Raw genomic sequence first — 21,623 nt, forward strand, 5'->3', positions numbered from 1 at the left:
AATGGAGGGCTGTACCCTTATTTCGTCACGGGGAGTGAACTTAATGAAAAAGTCCTGGACTCTATATTTTAAATCTGTTGGAGTTAAACTGTTCGTTATTTTATTTAGTTCTATAGTTCTCTTATCCTCCGTGCTAGGATTGACTTCCTATTTTGCCGCTAAAAATATCATTACGAATGAGGTTGCTGCAGCCTCCACACAATCTGTAGTTCAGGCAGCGGACAAGCTGGATTTTGTGCTGGCAGAGTATGAGGCACTATCAAGGCAGTTTGCACTCGACTCTGTGTTAAAGGGTGATTTAGAAAAAATAAATAGTGGCGAGCTTACAACTGTGGACAAAGCCGGTGCTGAAGATCGGATTCGCAGAAAGCTGGACTTGGTAAAAGGGTCTGATGAGCGGATGTATGGCGTCAGGCTGGTATCCAAGAGCTTGGTAGACTCAGAATCTTATAAGTCTGCTGGCATAAGTGGGATTCGTAGTGATGAAGGCATTTCCGCAAGATTAGAGCAAATTGCCGCAGCTAAAGGAGAGCCAGTCTGGTTTCCCGTTCGTGAGAAAGGCTTTTTTGATGCTTATACTGAGCCATCCTTAACTATGGGGAGATTGCTACGTAATCTTTTACATCCCGAAGCGGAGTATTACATGCTAATCGAAGTGAAAGGGAAGGCCATGACTGAAATGCTGTCTAACCTTCAGATTGGGATGACCGGTGAAATTCGTATCTTGAGTGCGGATGGCAGCATTGTGTATGGTGCGGATCATGCCAAGCTGGGTCAATCCTCTTACATAAAAGTTTCAGAAGAACAAGGGAAAGAGCAAAATCATTCATTTACAGCGGAGGATGAGAACGGAAGTTCTCAGCTTGTTGTATACCAGCCCCTGGCGACTGCCAAGTGGATGCTTATGGGGTATGCTCCTGTCAGTGATTTTACTAAGTCTGCGGACAAGCTTTTATATATCACATTTTCTGTGGTGCTGGCGGCAGCCTTAATAGCACTGCTAATTGGTTATATTCTTGTTCGATTGGTAGGGCGCCCGCTGGGTAAGCTGGCAATCTTGATGGAGGAAGGAGAGCGTGGGAACCTACAGGTACGAACCAATTTCAAGGGCAAAGATGAGATTGGCCGCTTGGGTCAAAGCTTCAACAAAATGATGGAGCAGATCTCCTTACTTGCAAGGCAGAGCGGGAATTCGGCAGATGAGGTCCTCCTTACTTCGGAACAATTAGTACAAGCATCAAGTACAATCTCCCTCCATGCCAGAGAGGTTGCGACCGCTACCGGTGAGATTGCAGCGGGGTCAGCCAGCCTCGCTGTTGAAGCCGAACGCAGTTATCACAATGTTGAGATTATCGGCAACAAAATGAGTGAAGTGACGGAAATAAATACAGTGATGGACCATTCAGCAGAACGGGTCATTGAGGTTAGCAATCAAGGTACAGAGCTGATGAAGCTGCTGGTAGAGCAGAGTGAGTCTACGGTAGAGGTGATCAATCGAATTCAAGATAATTCTACTAAGCTCAGAGAAAGCACTCATTTAATTCGCAGTATACTCAGCCCTATGATTGCTGTGAATAAGCAGACCAATATTTTGGCACTAAATGCTACCATAGAAGCAGTTAGAGCAGGTGCGGCAGGTAGAGGGTTCATAGTGATTGCTGATGAAATCAGGCAGCTCGCTAACCAGTCGAATGAATCGATTCAATCGGTCTCCAAGATCACGGAAGAGATTGGTCTACATATCGAGAACACCGTTAAGGATATCAATGAAGCCGCTCCTAAGTTCCGTGAACAAATCTCTTCTGTAAGAGAGTCGTCAACGATATTCGCGAGTGTCAAAGAGGAAATGGAACATTTCATGAAACATATTAGTGAATCTTCTGCTTCTGTCCTCGAACTGATTGAGTTCCAGCGTCAACTCGGTGAATCCATGGCCAGCGTAAGCTCCATCGTCCAGCAAACCACTGCTTCGACGGAGGAGGTAGCTTCTATGTCATCTCAGCAATTCACGGTTAGTGAGGAATTGGTTGCCCTATCGGAAAAGCTGGAGGGCTTGGCAGCCGATCTTAAGCACTCTTTGGTTTCTTTTCAAGTATGACAATATTATTCTAATAGAGACGGGCAATTTTCCAATATAATGGAGAGTTGCTCGTTTTTGTTGATTTGATTGCTATCGGACGTTATCTTGTCTTCGAAGTGGCTAAAGAGATACACTTGTATTAAGTAATAAATGAAGAAAGTAGTGATCCATTGACGAACTTAAATCTGAGCCCCAGCGGGAGTCTTTTTCAGCAGGTTTTAATCGAGGGAGATTATAGTCCTCATTTTTTTGCTTACTATTATAAACAGTGGAATAACTACAATATGTCTTACCATCAGCATAATTCAACGGAAATCATGTATTTGATCTCAGGAAGTTGTATCGTAGATGTCCGTCCAAGCTCAGGAGGAGAAGAGAGAGTTCGGCTGAAGCGGGGAGAATTGATCATCCTAGACGCGAATGTTCCGCATAGGCTGATTGTTGAAGAGGGGGCACCTTGTCGGATGCTAAATGTGGAATTTGGCTTCATGGAATATAGAGGGGTTGCACCCTCTGTCGGCAAGCTAGCCCGTGAAGAAACGGCGCTCGCAGAAATGCTGCAGCTTCCTTTTTCCAGTTTAGTAATGCCTGATCCGGAGGAAATCTATCATGTTCTAAAGGGACTTGTGTTAGAGCTTGATCAGAGCGGCGGGAAGGGGGGGAGTATGGTTGATTTATTATTTTGTGAGCTTCTGTTGCGATTATCCAGACTTCGGCAAGAGCAGCTTCATACCAGCCAACAGCCCTCGCAGCTTTATGTGCGCCGGAGCATCGAATTTCTGCATCAGAACTATGACCAGAACATTCAGGTTAAGGACATCGCTGCCGCAGTAAATCTGCATCCCGGATATTTGCATCGAATTTTTAAGAGCCATACGGGTCGGACACTCAGCGATTACTTGAATATGCTGCGAATGGAGAAGGCGAAGATGCTGCTTGGGCAGAGCGACATCCCGATTGCTGAAATTGCAGATTACGTAGGAATTAGCAGCAGGCAATATTTTCACCTTCTTTTTAAAAAATACGCCGATTGCACGCCTGTAGAATTCCGCAATTCCATTGAGCGTCACGCCTGGAGTTATGAAGAGCATGATTTTTAGTAGATAGGTTAGGATTTTTGACACCTTCTTTCAAAAGAGGTCATGATATTGGTTACGCTTTCCTCAGGTCCCTTGCTACAATGGACAGGAACAACCAATTCATTACCGGAGGATGATAACCATGTCATTTAAAGTGTCTTTTATAGGGGCAGGCAGCATTGGATTTACCCGTGGATTGTTGCGGGACTTACTAACTGTACCGGAATTTAAAAATATCGAAGTCTCATTTATGGATATTAACAGCCACAATCTGGAGATGGTCACGGAGCTATGCCAGCGTGATATTAAGGAGAATGGTTTAAATATACAAATTCAGGCGACAACGGATCGCAGAGAAGCACTGAAGGATGCTAAGTACGTATTTTGTACTATTCGGATGGGTGGGCTTGAAGCCTTTGCTACGGATGTGGACATTCCCTTAAAATACGGAGTCGATCAGTGTGTGGGAGATACTCTGTGTGCGGGAGGTATCATGTACGGGCAACGCGGAATTGCGGAGATGCTGAATATTTGCCGTGATATTAGGGAGATGGCAGCACCGGATGTGCTTTTGCTTAACTATTCGAACCCGATGGCTATGCTGACCTGGGCCTGCAATAAATATGGTGGTGTTCGGACCATCGGTCTATGTCATGGTGTACAGCATGGGCACCAACAAATTGCGGATGTGTATGGGCTTAAGAAATCCGAAGTTGATATTATCTGTGCGGGCATCAATCACCAGACCTGGTATATTTCAGCAAGTCATGAGGGGAAGGATCTGACCGAAGGTCTTTTAGAGGCTTTTGAGAAACATCCGGAATTCAGCCGTACGGAAAAAGTGCGCATCGATATGCTTCGTCGCTTTGGATACTATAGTACAGAATCCAATGGACACTTAAGTGAGTACGTGCCATGGTATCGTAAACGCAGTGATGAAATTATGGATTGGATCGATCTGGGGAGCTGGATTAACGGAGAAACAGGCGGTTATCTGCGTGTCTGCACGGAAGGTCGGAATTGGTTCGAGACCGATTTTCCAAACTGGATGAAAGACCCGGCATTGGAGTATACGAAGGAGAATCGCGGGGAAGAGCACGGCTCTTATATTATAGAAGGATTGGAAACGGGACGAGTGTACCGGGGGCACTTTAATACAGTGAACAATGGCGTAATCTCTAATTTACCAGAGGACGCCATTATCGAAGCACCGGGATATGTAGACCGGAACGGGATCTCCATGCCATTGGTAGGTGAATTGCCGCTTGGGCCTGCCGCCGTATGTAACGTGAGCATTTCAGTGCAACGTCTGGCGGTTGAAGCAGCTGTACACGGCGATGATAAGCTGTTGCGTCAGGCATTTATGATGGACCCACTCGTTGGTGCTGTATGTAATCCAAAAGAAATCTGGCAGATGGTCGATGAGATGCTCGTCGCAGGGGAACAGTGGCTGCCTCAATACAGCGAAGCTATTGCTAGGGCCAAGGAACGTTTGGCTTCAGGAGAGCTTATCCCAACGAACGCTAACAACGAGGGCGCTGCTCGCCTGAAGGTGAAGACGGTGGATGAGATGATGCAGGACCGGGAAGCAGCGAACAAAAATGCTGGTGAGTCTGATAAAGGCAAGGATAGAGAGAAGGTTCATTAGGCTGTAGCGTTGAAAGCTTTTTAACTATAAATAACCTCCGCATTCCAGAGTTTGAGATTGGAGGTTATTTGCATGGTGGAAATCTAAGCGGGGAAAAACAAAACAGCAGTCATAGCTTACGATAACAAGCTGACATGGGTGGGGAGTACAAGTTTATCGGTGCCGATCCAAATTGTGAAATTAGGTGTATAGTAGGAGTTATTATGTAACTGAAAAAAGAAAGTTAGTTTAATTTCACTGGCTTATTTTTTAATCTATACCGTAGCGCCGAGCGCTACAGTAATCCCACACAGTTGCCCTACATACTATTCTGACGCATTCTTTGATATTTACGGACTCAGATGAGCAATTTGCCCATCCCCGATACTTACGGACCCAGATGACACTATTTAGCAATTTATCGCCTTTGGAGCATGATTTCGGACCCCAGTGCAGCTATTGCTCAGAATGAAGCTCGTTTTTGGTGTTTTTCATGCTAATAGTAGCTATGGGGTCCGATAGCAATCCAAATGTGCGCTAAAGCTACTTATAAGGTCATCTGTGTCCGAATGCGCCGATCCCCCAGTAATCCCAAAGTTGCCCTACATACTATTCTGCGTATCCCCTGATCTTGCGGACCCAGATGACGCTATTTGCCCATCCCCGATGCCTACGGACCCAGATGACGCAATTTACGAAGTTTGTTGTTTTGTTCAAGAAGGAGCAACGCCAAAAACGCGGATGTCCCATCAGCCATTCTTGGCTTTTGGGACACCCGCGTTTTGGAGTGGGGCATTAAGAATTAACCGTACCCTTTGGACTAAAGAAGGTCTTCAGCGCCTGATACACTTCTTTTTTGTCTTTAATGACATAATGCATGAATTGTTCATGTTTCAGGTGGCGATAAGCTGACATTAAGGTACTGCTACGATTGTATTGATTCACCTCACCGTAGCCGAACATATTGCTTCGTTTCAGCAGTTCTCCGATCAGCTTCACACAACGTTCGTTGTCGGAGGTGAGATTATCACCATCGGAGAAGTGAAATGGATAAATATTGTACTGTGCTGGCGGGTAGCGGCTATCGATAATTTCAATCGCTCGCTGATATGCTGAGGAACAAATCGTTCCCCCGCTTTCGCCACGGGTGAAGAAATCATGCTCACTGACTTCCTTAGCCTCCGTATGGTGGGCGAGAAAGACAATCTCTACCTTCTCATACTGGCGGCGCAGAAAACGGGTCATCCAGAAGAAGAAGCTGCGGGCGCAGTATTTTTCAAAAGAACCCATCGAACCTGACGTATCCATCATGGCAATAATGACCGCATTGGAATGAGGGGTTCTAATATCATCCCATGTTTTGTAGCGCAGATCATCTGGGCTGATACTGTGGATGCCGGGATTGCCGCTGCTTGCATTGCGCCGAAGATTCTCCAGCAGCGTACGTTTTTTATCGATGTTGGACATCATCCCTTTTTTACGAATATCGTTAAAAATAATGGATTTGACCTCGATCTCTTCCTTATTCTTAGGCTTCAAATGTGGTAATTCCATATCCTGAAATAGAATGTCCTCCAGGTCTTCCAGATTGACCTCTGCTTCCACGGTGTCTTGACCGGGCTGATCGCCTGCTTTTTCTCCTTTGCCTGGCTGTGCCGATTGTGAATCGCGCCCAAGCACATCTCCGACCTGGCTTTCTCCGTCCCCCTGTCCTACATGCTTCTGTTTACGGAAGTTATAAATAATCCGGTATTCATCCAGACTGCGAATCGGAACCTTCACAATCTGCTTACCGCCTGACAAAATAATATTCTCTTCGGTAACGAGGTCAGGCAAATTATCCTTGATGGCTTCTCTGACCTTTTGCTGATGGCGTTCCTGATCCTGATGACCTTTACGATGAAGGGACCAATCTTCTTTTGAGACTACGAAGGAAAAGGGACCGGATGATTGCGACAGGATGACCACCTCCCATGGAATATGAATGTTGATTGAAGGAATCTTTTGCAAAGTATATATTTGGATCCCCCGCAAAGTACCTGAGTACGCATAGAGAGCAAAGCCTCACCTTGTGGGGATGTTTTGGGGTTGTAACTAAAGTATATTCATGGGGATGAGGGATATGTGATTTCTTATTCACTGATCTCATCTACGGTCAGCACATAACTGTTAGATTGACTTTCGCCAGAGTAGTCACGTCCATCCATATTGAAAGAGTATTGAGCATTCACGGAGCCCTTAAGGAAACGACCCATTACCTGTTCACTCACCTGGATAAAATAATGAATGTTAACCATAGATGCAGCATTAACTATTCCCAGCGGCAAGGTGCCGGTAAATGAAGATTGTGGATTCGGAACTCCATCAATTACAATGCTGTTGGGATCAAGAAAACATTTTTCCGGGGTTAGACGATTCAGAGATATTTCCGCAGGCCAATTTCCGTTATTGGTTAGTGAGATCCAGCATTGGACTCGCTCACCTGCTTCTACAATAGTTGGTTTTGCATGGACTACCAGTGAAATGACAGGTGTGACTACTAGGGTGGTAACTGTATTGGAACGAGAGGTTTGTCGTACGGTCCGTCCGTCTGGAAGCACAAAGGTATACTGAACGCTAGCATGGTTTTGTACGGCTGCGATTTCATGTATGTTAATGGCTGCAGGTATACTCACTTGAAAAACTACAACTGCTGTAGTTCCGCCTCTTAAAGAACCTAACTGGATGCCTTCCGCTGGTCGTGCACCTTTTTGAAACACTCCATTTAAGAGAACACTATCCCATACGAAAAGAGCACCTGAAGGTATAGCATCTGTTAGGACTGCATTTACAGCCAGATTCCCGTTGTTGGTTACCGTAAGCTCATATCTCAAATTGTCGCCCGGAGCTGCTGTAACATGATCCACTTTTTTACTAATGGTGACCCCCGCTTGGACAAGTGAGACAACCGCAGTGTTACTTTCGGTCGTAATTGTATGCTCATCAACTGAATAGGTGACAATTGCACTATTGGTCAAGGCTAACGAGGGAGAAAACTCTGTTACCCGGACACGAAAAGTAATATCAACGCTTAGGTCTGTGTCCAGCGAACCGAGTAATATTCCTTTCGCCGGGTCTGCTTCTGGGTAATAAATCCCACCTGCAATGACACTGCCTGGAATAAACACTGTCCCGTCCGGAATAGAAATTGTTGCACTGATTTGAGTTAAGAGGCTGTTGCCTTCATTTGTAAGTCGCAAGGTGTAAGTTACTACATCCCCAATAAAAGAAGTCGGAGTACTTGCAGACAAAGAGGTCGAGAGCTGGTAGGAGCGTAAAGAAACCAGTACAGAGTTAGACGCAAGCTCACCCTTAACGGTTCTTCCCTCCGGAGTGGAAAAAGAAAAACGGCCTAGCGCTTTATTTTGCAGCACTAGGGAAGACGGCAGCGAAATGATGACGACTTGAAAGGCGATGCTCACTTGACTCTGCGGTGCAATAGAACCAAGGGGGATGCCTGAAGACGGTGTAGCCCCCGGAAGAGGCACACCGTCTCTGAGTACACTGTTGGAAATAAAGGATACACCTTCTGGAAGAATGTCAAACACCGTCAAAAAAGCATCTGTATTTCCATTATTACTGGCTTTAATGGTATACACCAAAGTGTCGCCTAAAGAGGCGTGGAGTTTATCTGTACTCTTCAGCAATGAAAGCACGGGGCCCACGACCGGGGTGTTAACGGTATTGGAATAGACAATTCCATCAACACCCGCTGCCGAATTGAAGAGTACCATGGATTGATTGGTTACGACAGGTTGGGTACGTGAGCCGGGAATCATAACGCTACTACCTGAACCTGGAAGGTAATGGTTGAAGAAGCACCTGCAGCAATTGTACCAATTGCGATTCCCGAAGCCGGACTGCCACTAGGACGAGGGGCTCCATCTACGGTAATGCTTCCCGTTACGAACTGGCTGCCAGCTGGAATAGGGTCAACCATGATGACGTTATTGACTGGTGAAATCCCTAAGTTGGTGACAACTATCGTATAGGTAATGATATCGCCAACAACCGCATCAATAGAAGTAGTGCTCTTAACAACACTTACGTCCGGAGAAGATACAGGGATAATGAGGACGTTTGAGACAGAGGAGCCCGTGAGTGAACGTCCATCTGGCGGTGTGAATGTGAAATTTGCTGTAGCTTGATTGACCAACTGCTGCGGTGAAGGCAGGGACGCAATAGTAACCTGTAAGGTAATCGTTACTGTTACTGTACTTCCCGGAGCTACCGACCCAATACTTAAGCCTGTAGACGGATCTGATCCTGGTTGTGGTACCCCATTCACGAGCACGCTGTTTGGAACAAAGACAGCTCCGTTAGGGATGGTATCGGTGATAACTACATTTGCGATGAGGTTACCAGTATTCGTCACATTCAAGGAGTAAGTAATCGTATCTCCGACAGTTGCGGCGGTTCTGTCCGCCCCTTTGACAACTACAATAATAGGTTGATATACCGGAATTACTAGTGTATTTGAGAATGAGGAGCCTGAAAATGCGCCAGAGGTGAAACTGACAGAAGCCTGATTACTAAGCGTTGCAGGATTAGGGAGCACATTGACAATTGTGTTGAATGAGACTTGGAAAGATGCGCCTGGCGCAAGCGTGCCGAGCGAGATGCCGCTCGCTGGATTGGCGCTAGGGCGTGGAGTGCCATCTACGGTCACACTGCCAGCGACAAAGGTAGAGCCCGCAGGTATTGGATCACTGAGGTTAACGTTACTGATATTTGCTATTCCGCTGTTGGTAACAGTGAGATTATAAGTGATGGTATCGCCAACAACGGCATCGGTAGCTGTCGAAGATTTAGTGATGACAACGTTCGGTGAGGATACTGATATTGTTGTCGTATTGGAATTGATCGAACTGTTAAATGTCCGTCCATCCGGAAGCGTATATGCAAACGCGACCGAAGCTTGATTGAGCAGCTGTTGGCTTGCCGGCAATGTTGTGATAAGAACTGAGAAGATCACAGACAGGCTTCCGTTCGCGGAGATTACACCCAGTGGTATGCCAGCAGCCGGGTCTGCTCCTGGAGCAGGAGCGCCTTGAATGAGTACACTGTTTGGAATAAACGTTGTACCCGCAGGAATGGTATCACTCAGGGTTGCTAAAGCACCGTAGTTACCTGTGTTGGTCACATTGATAGTATAAGTAATCGTATCCCCAACGGTAGCATTGACTGAATTGGAGCTTTTTACTGCTGCAAGGATAGGCAGATAGACAGGTGTGGAGACGATATTTGAGAAAGCTACATTCGAGACAACACCTGAGGTGAAACTGACCGTTGACTGATTGTTTAACAATCCGGTAGCCGGCAGTGAAACTACATTTACGGTAAAAGCAACAGTTACGGTTACACCAGGTGCTATGCTGCCTAAGGTTACTCCAGTAGATGGGCTAACTCCTGTACGAGGCACACCGTCCACAAGCACGCTGCCTGTCACAAATGTAGTACCAGCAGGAAGTGCGTCTGTGAAGACCACATTATTTACAGTGGCAATACCGTTATTAGTTAAAGCTATGGAATAGGTGATAGTGTCACCGACCGTAGTTGATGTTGTGGTTGTAGTTTTAACTACAGCAATATTAGGTGAGGAGACAGGAATAGTGACGGTGTTAGAGAGTGCAGACCCATTAAGTGTACGTCCGTCGGGTAAGGTGAAGCTGAATGCTGCGGTTCCTTGATTGACCAGTTGCTGAGGACTAGGCAATGAAGTGATGTCAACCGTGAAAATGACTACGGTGGTTCCTCCAGGCTGTATTATTCCAGCTGCAATTCCGGTGGAAGGATCCGCTTGCGCTAAAGGGAGGCCGTTGATGAGCACACTATTCGGAACGAAAGTGGTACCTGCAGGAATATTATCCGTCAGTGTTAAATTAGCAGCATAGTTTCCTGTGTTACTCACTGTCAGTGTGTAGCTAACTGAATCGCCAACCGTGGCATTGGCTGTACTAGCACTCTTGACTACGGCAATGTTCGGCTGGAACACAGGGACTGTAACAGTATTAGAAAAAGTGGAGCTTGAAATAACGCCTGAAGTGAAGGTAACGGATGCCTGATTGATGAGTGAAGCTGTAGGAGGGACAGAGGTAACAGTAACACTGTAAGTAACCAGCGCTGAAGCACCGGCTGCTAGAGTGCCGATAGATATCCCCGAAGCAGGACTCAAGTTCGGGAATGGAACTCCGTTGACCGATACGCTGCCTGTTACAAAAGTACTCCCTGCCGGTGTAGGATCACTCAGCAAGACGCTAGTAACAGATTCTATACCATTATTAGTTATATTGACGTTGTAAGTGACCGTTTCACCAACAGCAACTGATGTTGAAGTGGTGCTCTTGGTAACGACAATGTTAGGAGCAGAGACTTGTAATGTGACAGTGTTAGACACAGCAGTCCCAGATAACGGTCTACCGTCAGGCGGAGTAAAGGTAAAGCTTGCGGAAGCCTGATTACTAATCTGCTGAGGTGTAGGTAAGGAGATGATATCAACGGTGAAGCTGACAGCAATACTGGCACCAGGAGCGACATTTCCTACAGCTATCCCTGTATCTGGGGCTGAACCAGGTTGAGGCATACCACCCACTATGACACTATTAGGAACGAAGACAGTACCTGCTGGGATGTTATCAGTTAGTGTTAAATTTGCAGCCAAATTACCTGCGTTGCTAACAATCACTGTGTAGATGACAGAATCACCGACGACTAGAGCATCGAAATCGCCGTCTCCATCAGCGGCACTTTTTACTAAGGAGATTTGGGGCTGAATAACTGGTGTAGTTGTGATATTAGATGAAGAAGAACCGGAGAATACACCGGATGTAAAACTGACAGACGTCTGATTGTTAATCTGTGATGGTATCGGCATTGTTATCCTCACCTCGAATGTTACGGTAGCTGTGGCGCCAGGGCTCAAACTACCGATTGGAATGCCGGCGGACGGAACTGCTAGCGGCAGGGGAGTGCCACTTACAATTACGGTTCCGGGAATAAAAGCTACATTCTCAGGCAGAGGATCGCTGAGAATGATATTGCTTACTGTTGCAATACTGTTGTTGGTCAATACAGAGGTAAAGGTAAGGATATCACCAGTAACAGCAGTAGCAGCGTTTACGCTTTTTACAACACTGACGTTAGGGGCAGACACTGGGACAGAGAGCGTATTGGACACTACATTTCCACCGAGCTGACGCCCGTCTGGAAGGGTGAAATTATATGTCGCTGAAGCAGAGTTCAGCAATACTTGTGATGGAGGCAGGGCTGTGATTGTGACCAGAAAACTTACGGTGACACTGTCACCAGGAGCGAGCGGTCCAACTGGAATGCCAGTTGCCGGATTATATCCGGGCAAAGGCGTTCCTCCAATAATTACACTATTCGTGTCAAACACGGCTTGGGGTGGCAGGATATCAGTTACTAATAGAGTAGCTGCAATATTCCCGGTGTTGCTGATCAGGATGGAGTATGAGAGAGATCCCCCTACAGATGCCTGTGCTGCATTGGCGCTTTTGACCATACTAAGGATGGGCTGAAATACAGGTGTTACTATCGTGTTTGAGAGCGAAGAACCGGTGAACGCCCCAGAGGTGAAGGAGGCGCTGGCTCTGTTTGTAAACTGTGCTGGACTTGGCAAGGTAGCGACATTCACTCTAAAAGACACCGTGACAGAGCTGCCCGCGGCGATACTTCCGATTGCTATACCTGTACTTGGGTTAGCCGCTGCTACCGTCGAACCGTTGACAGTCACACTGCCTGCTACAAATGCTCCCCCCGTAGGAATAGGGTCAGAGACAACAACGTTAGTGACAGTGACGCTGCTTGGGTTGGACACTACGACTGAATAAGTCAGATTTTCTCCAACTGCTATATTAGTTAGATTTGCAGTTTTGGTTAGTGTAATGTTTGGAGCGGAGACCGGAATGGTTAGGGTATTGGATAGACTGGTCCCGGAGAATGATCTTCCACTTGGCAGTTGGTAGGTGTAATTGCTGCTGCCTTGGTTATTCAGAACAGGTGGAGCAGGCAGAGATTGCACAGAGACAAGGAAGGTCACAGGAACAGCTGCCCCTGAAGCTAAAGTACCTAAGTTAATTCCTGTAAGTGGAGAGTCAGCAGGTCTAGCAACACCGTTAACAGTTACACTTCCCGAGACAAAGGTGCTTCCTGAAGGAATATTGTCGCTCAGGGTTACAGCCGCCCCGATATTTCCAGAATTCTGCACATTTAACGTATAAAGAATATTGCCGCCTACAGTTGCACTGGAAACGTTCGAGCTTTTTGCAATTTGGATTACAGGCTGATACACGGGAGTTGTCGTCGTGTTTGAGACTGAAATGCCAGTAAAAGCACCCGAGCTAAAAGAGGCACTAGATTTATTCAATAGCTGAGCGGGACTGGGTAATGAGATAACGTTGACCTGAAAAGTGACGGCGACGGAGCTTCCTGGAGCGATGGTACCGACAGAAATCCCTGTTCCAGGATTAGCTGAGGGTTGCGACACACCGGCGACAGTGACACTTCCGGGGACCAGCGATGTACCCGCAGGGATGGTATCTGAGAGTGACACGTTGGTAACTGCTGCAATTCCGTTGTTGCTGATTACAGAGGTATAGAGTAGTATATCTCCGACAGTTACGTCGGCGAATCCAGCGCTTTTGACTACGGTAACATTAGGTGTTCTAACTGGAATAGACAAAATGTTGGACGAGGCAGATCCAGCTACTGTTCGCCCATCTGGAACTTGAAACGTATAAGCGGCGCTTGCTTGGTCGACCAGCTGTGGCGGAGAAGGTAGGCTATTCACGATGACCCGAAATTGAACAGTAGAACTGCCACCGGCGGCAACCGTACCGATAGCAATCCCTGTGGCAGGGTTACCGGCGATAGGATTTCCATTGACGGTGAAGCTACCTGCGACATAAGAGCTGCCTGAAGGAATATTATCTGTAAGTGTTGTTACCGCGCCGATATTTCCTGTGTTAGTGATTTGAAGGGTATAGGTGATCTGATCTCCAACCGTAGCATTGGTAGTACTGGCTGATTTCACAATGTTAAGGACGGGTGAATATACAGGTAAGGTTACTGTATTAGATGGAATGACCCCGGTCATGATAGGGCCTCCGGCTACACTTTGAAATGTAAAGGCAGCATTAGCGGTATTAGCGATATTTTGCGGACTTGGTGGTAATGAAGTGACTTTGGCTTGATATGTAACAGTTATTGAACTGCTTAAAGCTAATGAGCCTAGTGAGATTCCTGCTGTAATATCAAAAGTAGGTCTGGAGACACCAGCAACAACTACGCTTCCAGGTACAAAAGTGGATCCTGCCGGCAGCGCATCTGATAAAACGACACTTGCTGCTCCCGCTGTTCCTGTATTACTGACAGTCACCGTATAAGTTACCGTATCACCGACTATGGGGCCGGCTACATTAGCGCTTTTAGTGAGGTTTATTTTTGGAGCATTGATATCAACCTGTATGGCATTACCGTTGAGTACATAAGCATCGCCTGAGGTGGTTAATTGTAATACGGCTGAAGATTGATTGTTTATCAGCCGTGCGGAGACGTCAACATTGGTAATATCCCAGCCTTGGCGACCACCGATAATGTTGGTTCCTGGATTTCCGTTTATTTGGTTGCGGTTTCCAAAGGTACCCGTTGTGTTTAGGTTACCTGCATCATTGTTAATCTGCGATGCAAAAAAGTTGTTGGCAAAGTTATTAGGTCCCGATAAAGCAACAAGTGTAGCAGAGGTTGGACCAAATAATGCCTGATCCCCCGAACGGTTGGCATCCCCCTCCTGCGCGCTGAATAACGCTCTGCCGCCAAGCGCACCAGTAATGGGTGTGGCAAATCCAGTTATTGTAGTGGATACCGGAGCTGAGTTTGCCTGTACAAGTATTGCACCTGCCCGAAGGGACATATTGCGAAAAGGTAAGGCTGTATTTTGGTAGATTACACCCAGCGTCCAGCCCGCATGGTTGGCTGTAGAATCACTAGGGATAACAATCGTACCCACTACACCGCCAGTGGTGTAGGTGCCGGCACCGCCTTGTTGGATAATGCTGGTCACGTTGGCGGAACGAACATATGCTGATGCACCACCTCCCAAATCGACTACGTTGCTCGTTGCTGAATCAGGAGTAACACTGAATGTAGTGCCGGCAGGGGTTATGAAGGAGACAGGGTTGTTAATGGCCGAACTAAGGTTTACATTTCCGTTAATATAGGTACCGCCCCAGATTAGCTCCGCATACAGTACGGTACTGCCTGAGGGTAGGACCAGTATGGCTGCTGAACTGTTGCTTGTATAAAGACTAGTAGTTCCGCTAGGATAGGTACCAAATGTTGATGAAGTATTAACAGTAGTAAAGCCACCGATGCTGTCTAGTGTCCCTGGCACTCCGATCGTATCGGAGCGGCTAAGTCCAAGCGTGTTGCCGGTAAATGTGATAGCACCGGTCGCATTGATCGTTGCCCGTACGACTAGTGGAATGATTCTCACCTCCTTCGAGGTTGGTTTTGATCAAAAGTGTGCCGTCCTATAACTAGGACGGCACAGTTAATACCTGTATGTTAGCCTATGACACAAAATGGGTATTAGTGTATGTCCCATCTTAAAATTATAGAAAAAAATGTCTGTTTTGTGATTTAAGTCTTCGTTCGACAAGAACATGAGGTTCAGGATAATGGCTTCTGCTCATCAGCTCTAACTCCTGATCGTTGATATTGTGCTTGACTACGACAAAATGGTACATGATTTCATGCACTACATTTGCTTGAAGGGTCTTTAGTATTTCTAGTTCTTCAGTTTCGTAAAGCGGATCTTCATAAGGATGCTGATAGAATAACTCCATCCGCAGCAACCGATAATCGAAGGGTGGTGCGGGTACAGGGTAGTCTGGAATAGCTGGGCAAACTGGACCGGATGGAGGCTGGAAGAAGGATCCTGTAAAATGCCGGGGGGTATATTCGTCAAACTTCTGCTTGAAGGCAGGGTTGGACATATGGGCAAAGCTGTGGGCATAGGGTGCTAGGATGCAAACAACTGCTTTATGGATGCTAATTCTGTGAATTTCCGACAGGGCTGCGAATAAATTGTCCACATAAGGCAGTACACGGCTAGCCATAACAAACTCAGCACTATTGTCAGGGAGAGGAATCTCTTGGCAAATGTCACAGACAATATCTACATCAGGACCCGCGATCCGATCGATCCCGAGATAACCTGCTTCCTTATTAGATCCACAGCCGATATCGATTCTCAAGGGGCTCACTCCTTTGGGATAAATCAGGCTCACACTATTGTATTAATACCGCTGTAGCCTGCATCCGACGGATGCCTAATAGAAGCTGGAAGTTATCTAAAATTACTTCATATGAAACTTTCATAGAGTGGTTAACGTTATAGGAGTATACTTATGAAGATGACTTTGAAAATAATCGCCACATAGAGGAGGCACTCAACATGAAAAAACAACGTTCATTACCCGCCATAGCAGCGATTGCTGCCTTAACATTTGCCTTAACCGCTTGCGGTGGGAATAATTCGGCACAGACTTCAGGAGAACCGACTGCAACACCTTCTCCAACACCAACCGAGAGCGCAAGCACTGCTGAGCCTACAGAAGCTCCAAGCACTCCCGTACCCACTGAGAACCCAAGTACAGCCACACCAACCGAAAATCCGAGCACAGCTAAACCTAGTTCTACTCCAAAAGCTGAAGGTAAAACAATAAAAATGACAGCCGTTTATATCGGACAAATTGATAGTCATTCCGTTGAGATTGCGACAAAAGAAGGTCCAACCGCTTTTGAGATTTCAGCTGGAATGGAGAGCATACTCGACACTTTGAATTCGGATGATTCCGTAGTTATTGAATATGTGGAAAAAGCAGTGGAGGGCGATCCGTCCATCAAGCAGCGTGTGCTGACAAAGCTGGCTCTAGCAAAATAATTGAATGTATTGATTTGCAAATTAATAGAGGGTGTCTCAGCAATCATATAGTGGTTGCTGGGACGCCCTCGTATTTGTTAAGCATAGTTCTTGCTCAAAACACTAAACTTTGTTTGGTCGATCACAGTACGCATACCTAGCTGCACCACTATGGATCTAGTAGCACCATTATGGATCTAGCAGCCCCACTAACGGAACTGGTAGCCCCACTAACGGATCTAGTAGCACCACTAACGGAACTAGTAGCCCCACTAACGGATCTAGCAGCCCCACTAACGGATCTAGTAGCACACTAACGGAACTGGTAGCCCCTATATTGGACTCAGCATCATCGGACCCAGCGGCCCTTATACGCAGCTTTTTCCGATATTTGAATTACTATCGGACCCCATAGCAGCTATTGCCATGAAAAGCGCCCAATAGGATCCTTTTTCGATGCAATAGCGTCACTGGGGTCCGAAACTGTGCTCCAAAGGCGTAAAAAACGTAAATAACGCCATCTGAGTCCGCAAGCCGCGGATGAGGGATAGGATCCAGCATTATCGGAATTAGCATTATCGGAATTAGCATCATCGGAATTAGTATCATAGGAATTAGTATCATCGGACCCAGCGGCCCTTATACGCAGCTTTTTCCGATATTTGAATTACTATCGGACCCCATCGCAGCTATTGCCATAAAAAGCGCCCAATATGAACCTTTTTCGATGCAATAGCGTCACTGGGGTCCGAAACTCTGCTCCAAAGGGCGAAAATCCGTAAATAACGTCATCTGAGTCCGCAAGCCGCGGATGACGATGAGGACTCCCCGATGCAGATTTTAGCTTCATACATAAAATGAGGGTATCCCCACAACAGCTCAAAGTTGTTGGGATACCCTTTTTAATGAAGTTAGCATGTTTAAAAGAAGCTTAAAGCGTTCCTGCATTGACTAGAAAGGTTGTAATAAGCAGCATAAAGAGTAAGATAATAACACCATTGACTATCGTGCCAATAATGCCAAACACCTTGCGGCGTTTCCGAATGGAAAGCCCAATGATGCCGATGACTACACCGATTACATTAAGAGCAGCCAGAATAATAACCGTTAATCCTAGAAGCATTATGAATTGCGAGGACTGGCTTAATAGTTCGGAATTCTCATTAACCAATGAAGAAGACTTCATTATAATAGAGATAAAGATGGCTGCGTAGCCGATGATCGACACGAGACAGATAATGAATGAAGCAATACCAGGTCCAGAATGTTGAAGATCATGTTCTACTTTTTGATGCGTAGACGATAAATCAGCGCTTGGGTAATCCGGATGAGGGCTGGGATTTCCTACCTCTGCCGCAGGTACGTCTGATTTTGACAGAGAATTTAAGTCCATGGTTTGCACTCCTTGAGAGATTAGAATGAAAATGTTGTTAATATCCACTTTTTCATATTGATGCTAAAAAAGCAACCCCTGAATGAGGCAAATTAAAAAATGACTGCTGGAAATAGGAGCTGGCATTACGTTATGATAGAATGAGTCTAAAATTAAGGGGGTGTAATCATTTGCAACGGAAATTTATGGCCTGGGGGGCTGTGCTAGCAATGCTGGCAGTAGGAATTGGTGCTTTCGGTGCCCATCTACTAAAACCAGTTATCAGTGAAGACTATATGAAGGTATATGAGACTGGCGTGCAGTATCACTTGGTACATGCGCTGGGGGTAATTCTCATCGCACTGGCTGTGGGCCAATGGGGCGAAAGTGCCCGATTACGTTGGGCGGGTCGATTGTTAATTGCAGGTACCATTTTGTTCTCTGGCAGTTTGTATGTTCTGAGTATCTCCGGAATTAAGGTGCTAGGAGCGATTACACCTATCGGTGGGGTATGCTTTATAATTGGCTGGTTATGCCTTGCGATAGAAGGATTTTCACGTAAAACGTCGTCTTAGTTGTTAGGAAAAGAAAGACCAATAAGCACCTATTCCCAAAGAGGGAGGGTGCTTATTTGCTTGTAACGCATGCGCTTACAGAAACTCGTCGATTTCATTTAGATTAAAGCTGTACACCTGCTTCTCATCCACATGGTAGACACTTATAGAGTTGGCTGCTTCATCAAAGTTTAAAATACGACAGGGCATGGACACTTGTTTCCCGTACCGGTTCGCTCGTAAACGTACCAATTGATTATTCTGAATATACTGACGAATCTTCCCGTATGCATCAGCTGGCGTCTCAATGGCCGTTTGCTGTGCAGGCGTTTCTGCCTGTTTTTTTATCGGTGTATCCAGCTGCTTCTTCGTAGATTTTGGAGGCAGCTTTAATGAAATGGGAGGAGCAGAGTTTTGATTCAAAGCTAGTTTAGCGGAGCGTAGCAAGCTGTCAATGGTTCTCCCTAATTCAAGACCGGAGTTAATGTTGAAATCTGTGATATGGTCATTATTGTTCAACATTTCGAGCAGAAATTGCAGTGCAAGCGGGTTGGTACGGGCATTAATCAGGATGTCGACGTTAAATAAATAATTGCCGTCTGTGCGTTGTAGTTTCTCGTCCATAAATCCCCCAGCTTTTCGTTTAGAACATCTCTGAATGGTTACAGGAATGTAATTAACTATAACATTAAACATGCAATATTCATATACCCAGGACTACTGGAATAGGGACTATTATACTGCATTTTATACTAGGCATAGGACTACCGTCAGCACACCCACAGGAAAATTAGCATACATATACAACGTGGATAGTGAAAAAAAGGAGGTGCTGCTATTGGTTACTATGGAGCCTATTACAGTAGGTGAACATACGCTGATCGGGGTAGAGGTTAAGCTTCCCAAAACTACACTGCTCTCCATCAGCACGAACCGAGGTTATATTATGTGCGGTGCACTGGATGTCGGTCTCCTCAATGAAACACTTAGTGACCGGCATATCATCGCAGCTCGTGCGGTGGGTGTACGGACGCTTGCCCAGCTTTTAGCTGCCCCGTTGGAGTCTGTAACGATAGAAGCAGAGAGTCTTGGCATCGTACCAGGTATGACGGGTGCGGAAGCGTTACTTCTTATGGTCTGACCGGAAAATTTAACAATTCCAAACAAACGGGGCTTAGGCCCTTTTTGTTTGTGTGCAAGTATTCACATTTAAGCATAATCGGGTGTGTCTATGCTAATGCTAGAACAAATAAAGGTGTTATGGAAGGCTTCTCCTTGTTTCGTATTACAGGTAAAAGGGTAAATTAAGAATAGACAAGTTACTACCGGACGAAGGAAATAGTAACCGGTAAATATAATGGATAAGGTAGGGATCATCTCATGGCTAAAGCATCGAATAAAGTAAATACAACTTCACTGGAACAGATCATGAATCGTCAGGTTGCTAACTTAAATGTCTTGTACGTAAAAATTCATAACTTTCATTGGTATGTCAAAGGAGAACAGTTTTTCTCCCTTCATGTGAAATTTGAGGAATTATATAATGAGGTAACCCTTCACATGGATGAAGTAGCAGAACGCTTGCTAACCATCAAAGGCAGTCCGGCAGCAACATTGAAAGAATATTTGGAATTAGCTACAATTCAAGAAGCTACAGGTAAGGAAGATACACGGGGAATGGTTCAGTCTCTGATTGAAGACTTCGCCACCATCTCTGAAGAGCTGACAGAAGGCATCGAGCTTGCCGAAGAAACCAAGGATCAGCCAACCTCAGATATGTTCATTAAAATCCGTAGTGATCTGGAGAAACACCAATGGATGCTACGTTCATTTCTTAGCTAATCATTAAGCAGTTTGAATAAGGCTTCCTGCGGGAAGTCTTATTTTTGCGTTAGTCTTATACTTAATGAAAATCTTCTCTGAGTCACAAGTGATTAGCTAAAGAGAAATTTGTAAAAAAACAAGGTTTGATATAAAATTAGTGAGAATCATTGATAATCATTGTGATTCAATTTATAATAATTATAATGTGATAGAAAATCTAATTGTGCTGGGAATCAGGATTATCCTGTTTCAATACAACTTTTGATTTCGCAAATCGATCAATGGAGGGAATAATATTATGGCAGCAGAATTTGTCATTGAGGGTCTTAAAGCGACGATTGAGGGAAAAGAAATTTTGAAGGGGATTAACCTTCAAATGAAAGGTGGCGAAATTCACGCCATCATGGGACCAAACGGTACAGGTAAAAGTACTTTGGCTTCGGCGCTAATGGGTCATCCTAAATACGAAGTAACTGATGGAACTGCAACTCTTGATGGTGAAGATCTTCTGGAGATGGCTGTTGATGAACGCGCACGTGCAGGTCTTTTCCTTGCAATGCAATATCCAAGCGAAATCTCTGGAGTAACTAACTCCGACTTCTTGCGTTCTGCCATTAATTCCCGTCGTGAAGAGGGAAGCGAAATCTCGTTGATTCGTTTTATTCGCCAAATGGAAGCAAAGATGAAAGAACTAGATATGAACCCTGAGTTTTTACACCGTTACTTGAACGAAGGCTTCTCCGGTGGTGAGAAGAAACGTAATGAAATTCTACAAATGATGATGCTGGATCCAAAAATCGTGATCTTGGACGAAATTGACTCCGGTCTTGATATTGATGCTTTGAAAATTGTAGCTGAAGGCGTAAACTCCATGCGGAGCGAAGAACGCGGCTTCTTAGTTATTACCCACTATCAACGTCTTTTGAACTACATCAAACCTGATTATGTTCACGTTATGATGCAAGGTAGAATCGTGAAATCCGGTGGTCCAGAGCTTGCACAGCGTCTGGAAGCAGAGGGTTATGAATGGATTAAAGAAGAACTTGGAATTGAAGATGAAACTGTAGGGCAAGAAGCGTAAGAAACGCCAGGAAGGAGGAGACC

At 45.6% G+C, this 21,623-nt stretch carries 14 protein-coding genes; 8 read left to right on the forward strand and 6 right to left on the reverse strand.

The window, feature by feature from the left end; translation table 11 throughout:
- Nucleotides 1-43: 43 nt before the first annotated feature.
- The 3 genes from NYE72_RS08545 (at nucleotide 44) to NYE72_RS08555 (ending at nucleotide 4,807) form a co-directional block, all read left to right on the forward strand.
- Entirely contained in the window at nucleotides 44-2,098 is a 2,055-nt protein-coding gene (locus tag NYE72_RS08545; protein ID WP_051491335.1) for a methyl-accepting chemotaxis protein, read from the forward strand.
- Nucleotides 2,099-2,265: 167 nt separating this feature from the next.
- Nucleotides 2,266-3,180, forward strand: coding sequence for an AraC family transcriptional regulator (locus tag NYE72_RS08550; RefSeq protein WP_036684557.1), 915 nt, complete (start codon nucleotides 2,266-2,268; stop codon nucleotides 3,178-3,180).
- 121 nt (nucleotides 3,181-3,301) lie between these two features.
- Nucleotides 3,302-4,807, forward strand: coding sequence for an alpha-glucosidase/alpha-galactosidase (locus NYE72_RS08555; RefSeq protein WP_038569578.1), 1,506 nt, complete (start codon nucleotides 3,302-3,304; stop codon nucleotides 4,805-4,807).
- Nucleotides 4,808-5,581: 774 nt separating this feature from the next.
- Here the strand turns inward: NYE72_RS08555 and yhbH are convergent.
- From yhbH to NYE72_RS08575, 4 genes are all read right to left on the reverse strand, one after another.
- Nucleotides 5,582-6,745 (reverse strand): sporulation protein YhbH, encoded by a 1,164-nt coding sequence (gene yhbH, locus NYE72_RS08560; protein ID WP_036684553.1) that lies wholly within the window; start codon nucleotides 6,743-6,745, stop codon nucleotides 5,582-5,584.
- Between the two features lie 173 nt (nucleotides 6,746-6,918).
- Nucleotides 6,919-8,604, reverse strand: a complete 1,686-nt coding sequence (locus NYE72_RS08565; RefSeq protein WP_339211711.1) for a hypothetical protein — start codon at nucleotides 8,602-8,604, stop codon at nucleotides 6,919-6,921.
- Nucleotides 8,601-15,338 (reverse strand): hypothetical protein, encoded by a 6,738-nt coding sequence (locus tag NYE72_RS08570; RefSeq protein WP_339211712.1) that lies wholly within the window; start codon nucleotides 15,336-15,338, stop codon nucleotides 8,601-8,603. The genes NYE72_RS08565 and NYE72_RS08570 overlap by 4 nt, the downstream gene beginning before the upstream one ends.
- Nucleotides 15,339-15,456: 118 nt before the next feature.
- Entirely contained in the window at nucleotides 15,457-16,101 is a 645-nt protein-coding gene (locus NYE72_RS08575) for a methyltransferase domain-containing protein (protein ID WP_051491334.1), read from the reverse strand.
- Nucleotides 16,102-16,301: 200 nt separating this feature from the next.
- Between NYE72_RS08575 and NYE72_RS08580 the strand changes: the two genes are divergently transcribed.
- Nucleotides 16,302-16,790, forward strand: a complete 489-nt coding sequence (locus tag NYE72_RS08580) for a hypothetical protein (RefSeq protein ID WP_076271949.1) — start codon at nucleotides 16,302-16,304, stop codon at nucleotides 16,788-16,790.
- A 910-nt stretch (nucleotides 16,791-17,700) separates the two neighbouring features.
- On the opposite strand, the gene NYE72_RS08585 is transcribed toward NYE72_RS08580, so the two are convergent.
- A complete protein-coding gene (locus NYE72_RS08585) occupies nucleotides 17,701-18,162 on the reverse strand; it encodes a hypothetical protein (protein ID WP_051491333.1) in 462 nt (153 codons plus the stop codon).
- Between the two features lie 170 nt (nucleotides 18,163-18,332).
- Here NYE72_RS08585 and NYE72_RS08590 point away from each other — a divergent pair, with 170 nt between their 5' ends.
- On the forward strand, nucleotides 18,333-18,716 hold the full coding sequence (locus tag NYE72_RS08590; protein WP_036684358.1) for a DUF423 domain-containing protein: 384 nt from the start codon (nucleotides 18,333-18,335) through the stop codon (nucleotides 18,714-18,716).
- A 75-nt stretch (nucleotides 18,717-18,791) separates the two neighbouring features.
- On the opposite strand, the gene NYE72_RS08595 is transcribed toward NYE72_RS08590, so the two are convergent.
- Nucleotides 18,792-19,319, reverse strand: coding sequence for a hypothetical protein (locus NYE72_RS08595; protein WP_036684355.1), 528 nt, complete (start codon nucleotides 19,317-19,319; stop codon nucleotides 18,792-18,794).
- Between the two features lie 214 nt (nucleotides 19,320-19,533).
- Here NYE72_RS08595 and NYE72_RS08600 point away from each other — a divergent pair, with 214 nt between their 5' ends.
- From NYE72_RS08600 to sufC, 3 genes are all read left to right on the forward strand, one after another.
- Nucleotides 19,534-19,836: a DUF1805 domain-containing protein gene (locus NYE72_RS08600; protein WP_036684352.1), complete on the forward strand. Its 303-nt coding sequence runs from the start codon at nucleotides 19,534-19,536 to the stop codon at nucleotides 19,834-19,836.
- Between the two features lie 239 nt (nucleotides 19,837-20,075).
- On the forward strand, nucleotides 20,076-20,537 hold the full coding sequence (locus NYE72_RS08605; protein WP_036684350.1) for a Dps family protein: 462 nt from the start codon (nucleotides 20,076-20,078) through the stop codon (nucleotides 20,535-20,537).
- A 280-nt stretch (nucleotides 20,538-20,817) separates the two neighbouring features.
- Entirely contained in the window at nucleotides 20,818-21,600 is a 783-nt protein-coding gene (sufC, locus tag NYE72_RS08610; protein WP_036684347.1) for a Fe-S cluster assembly ATPase SufC, read from the forward strand.
- The last annotated feature ends 23 nt before the right edge of the window (nucleotides 21,601-21,623 follow it).

The organism is Paenibacillus sp. FSL L8-0333, assembly GCF_037965665.1.
Classification (GTDB): domain Bacteria; phylum Bacillota; class Bacilli; order Paenibacillales; family Paenibacillaceae; genus Paenibacillus_AQ; species Paenibacillus_AQ odorifer.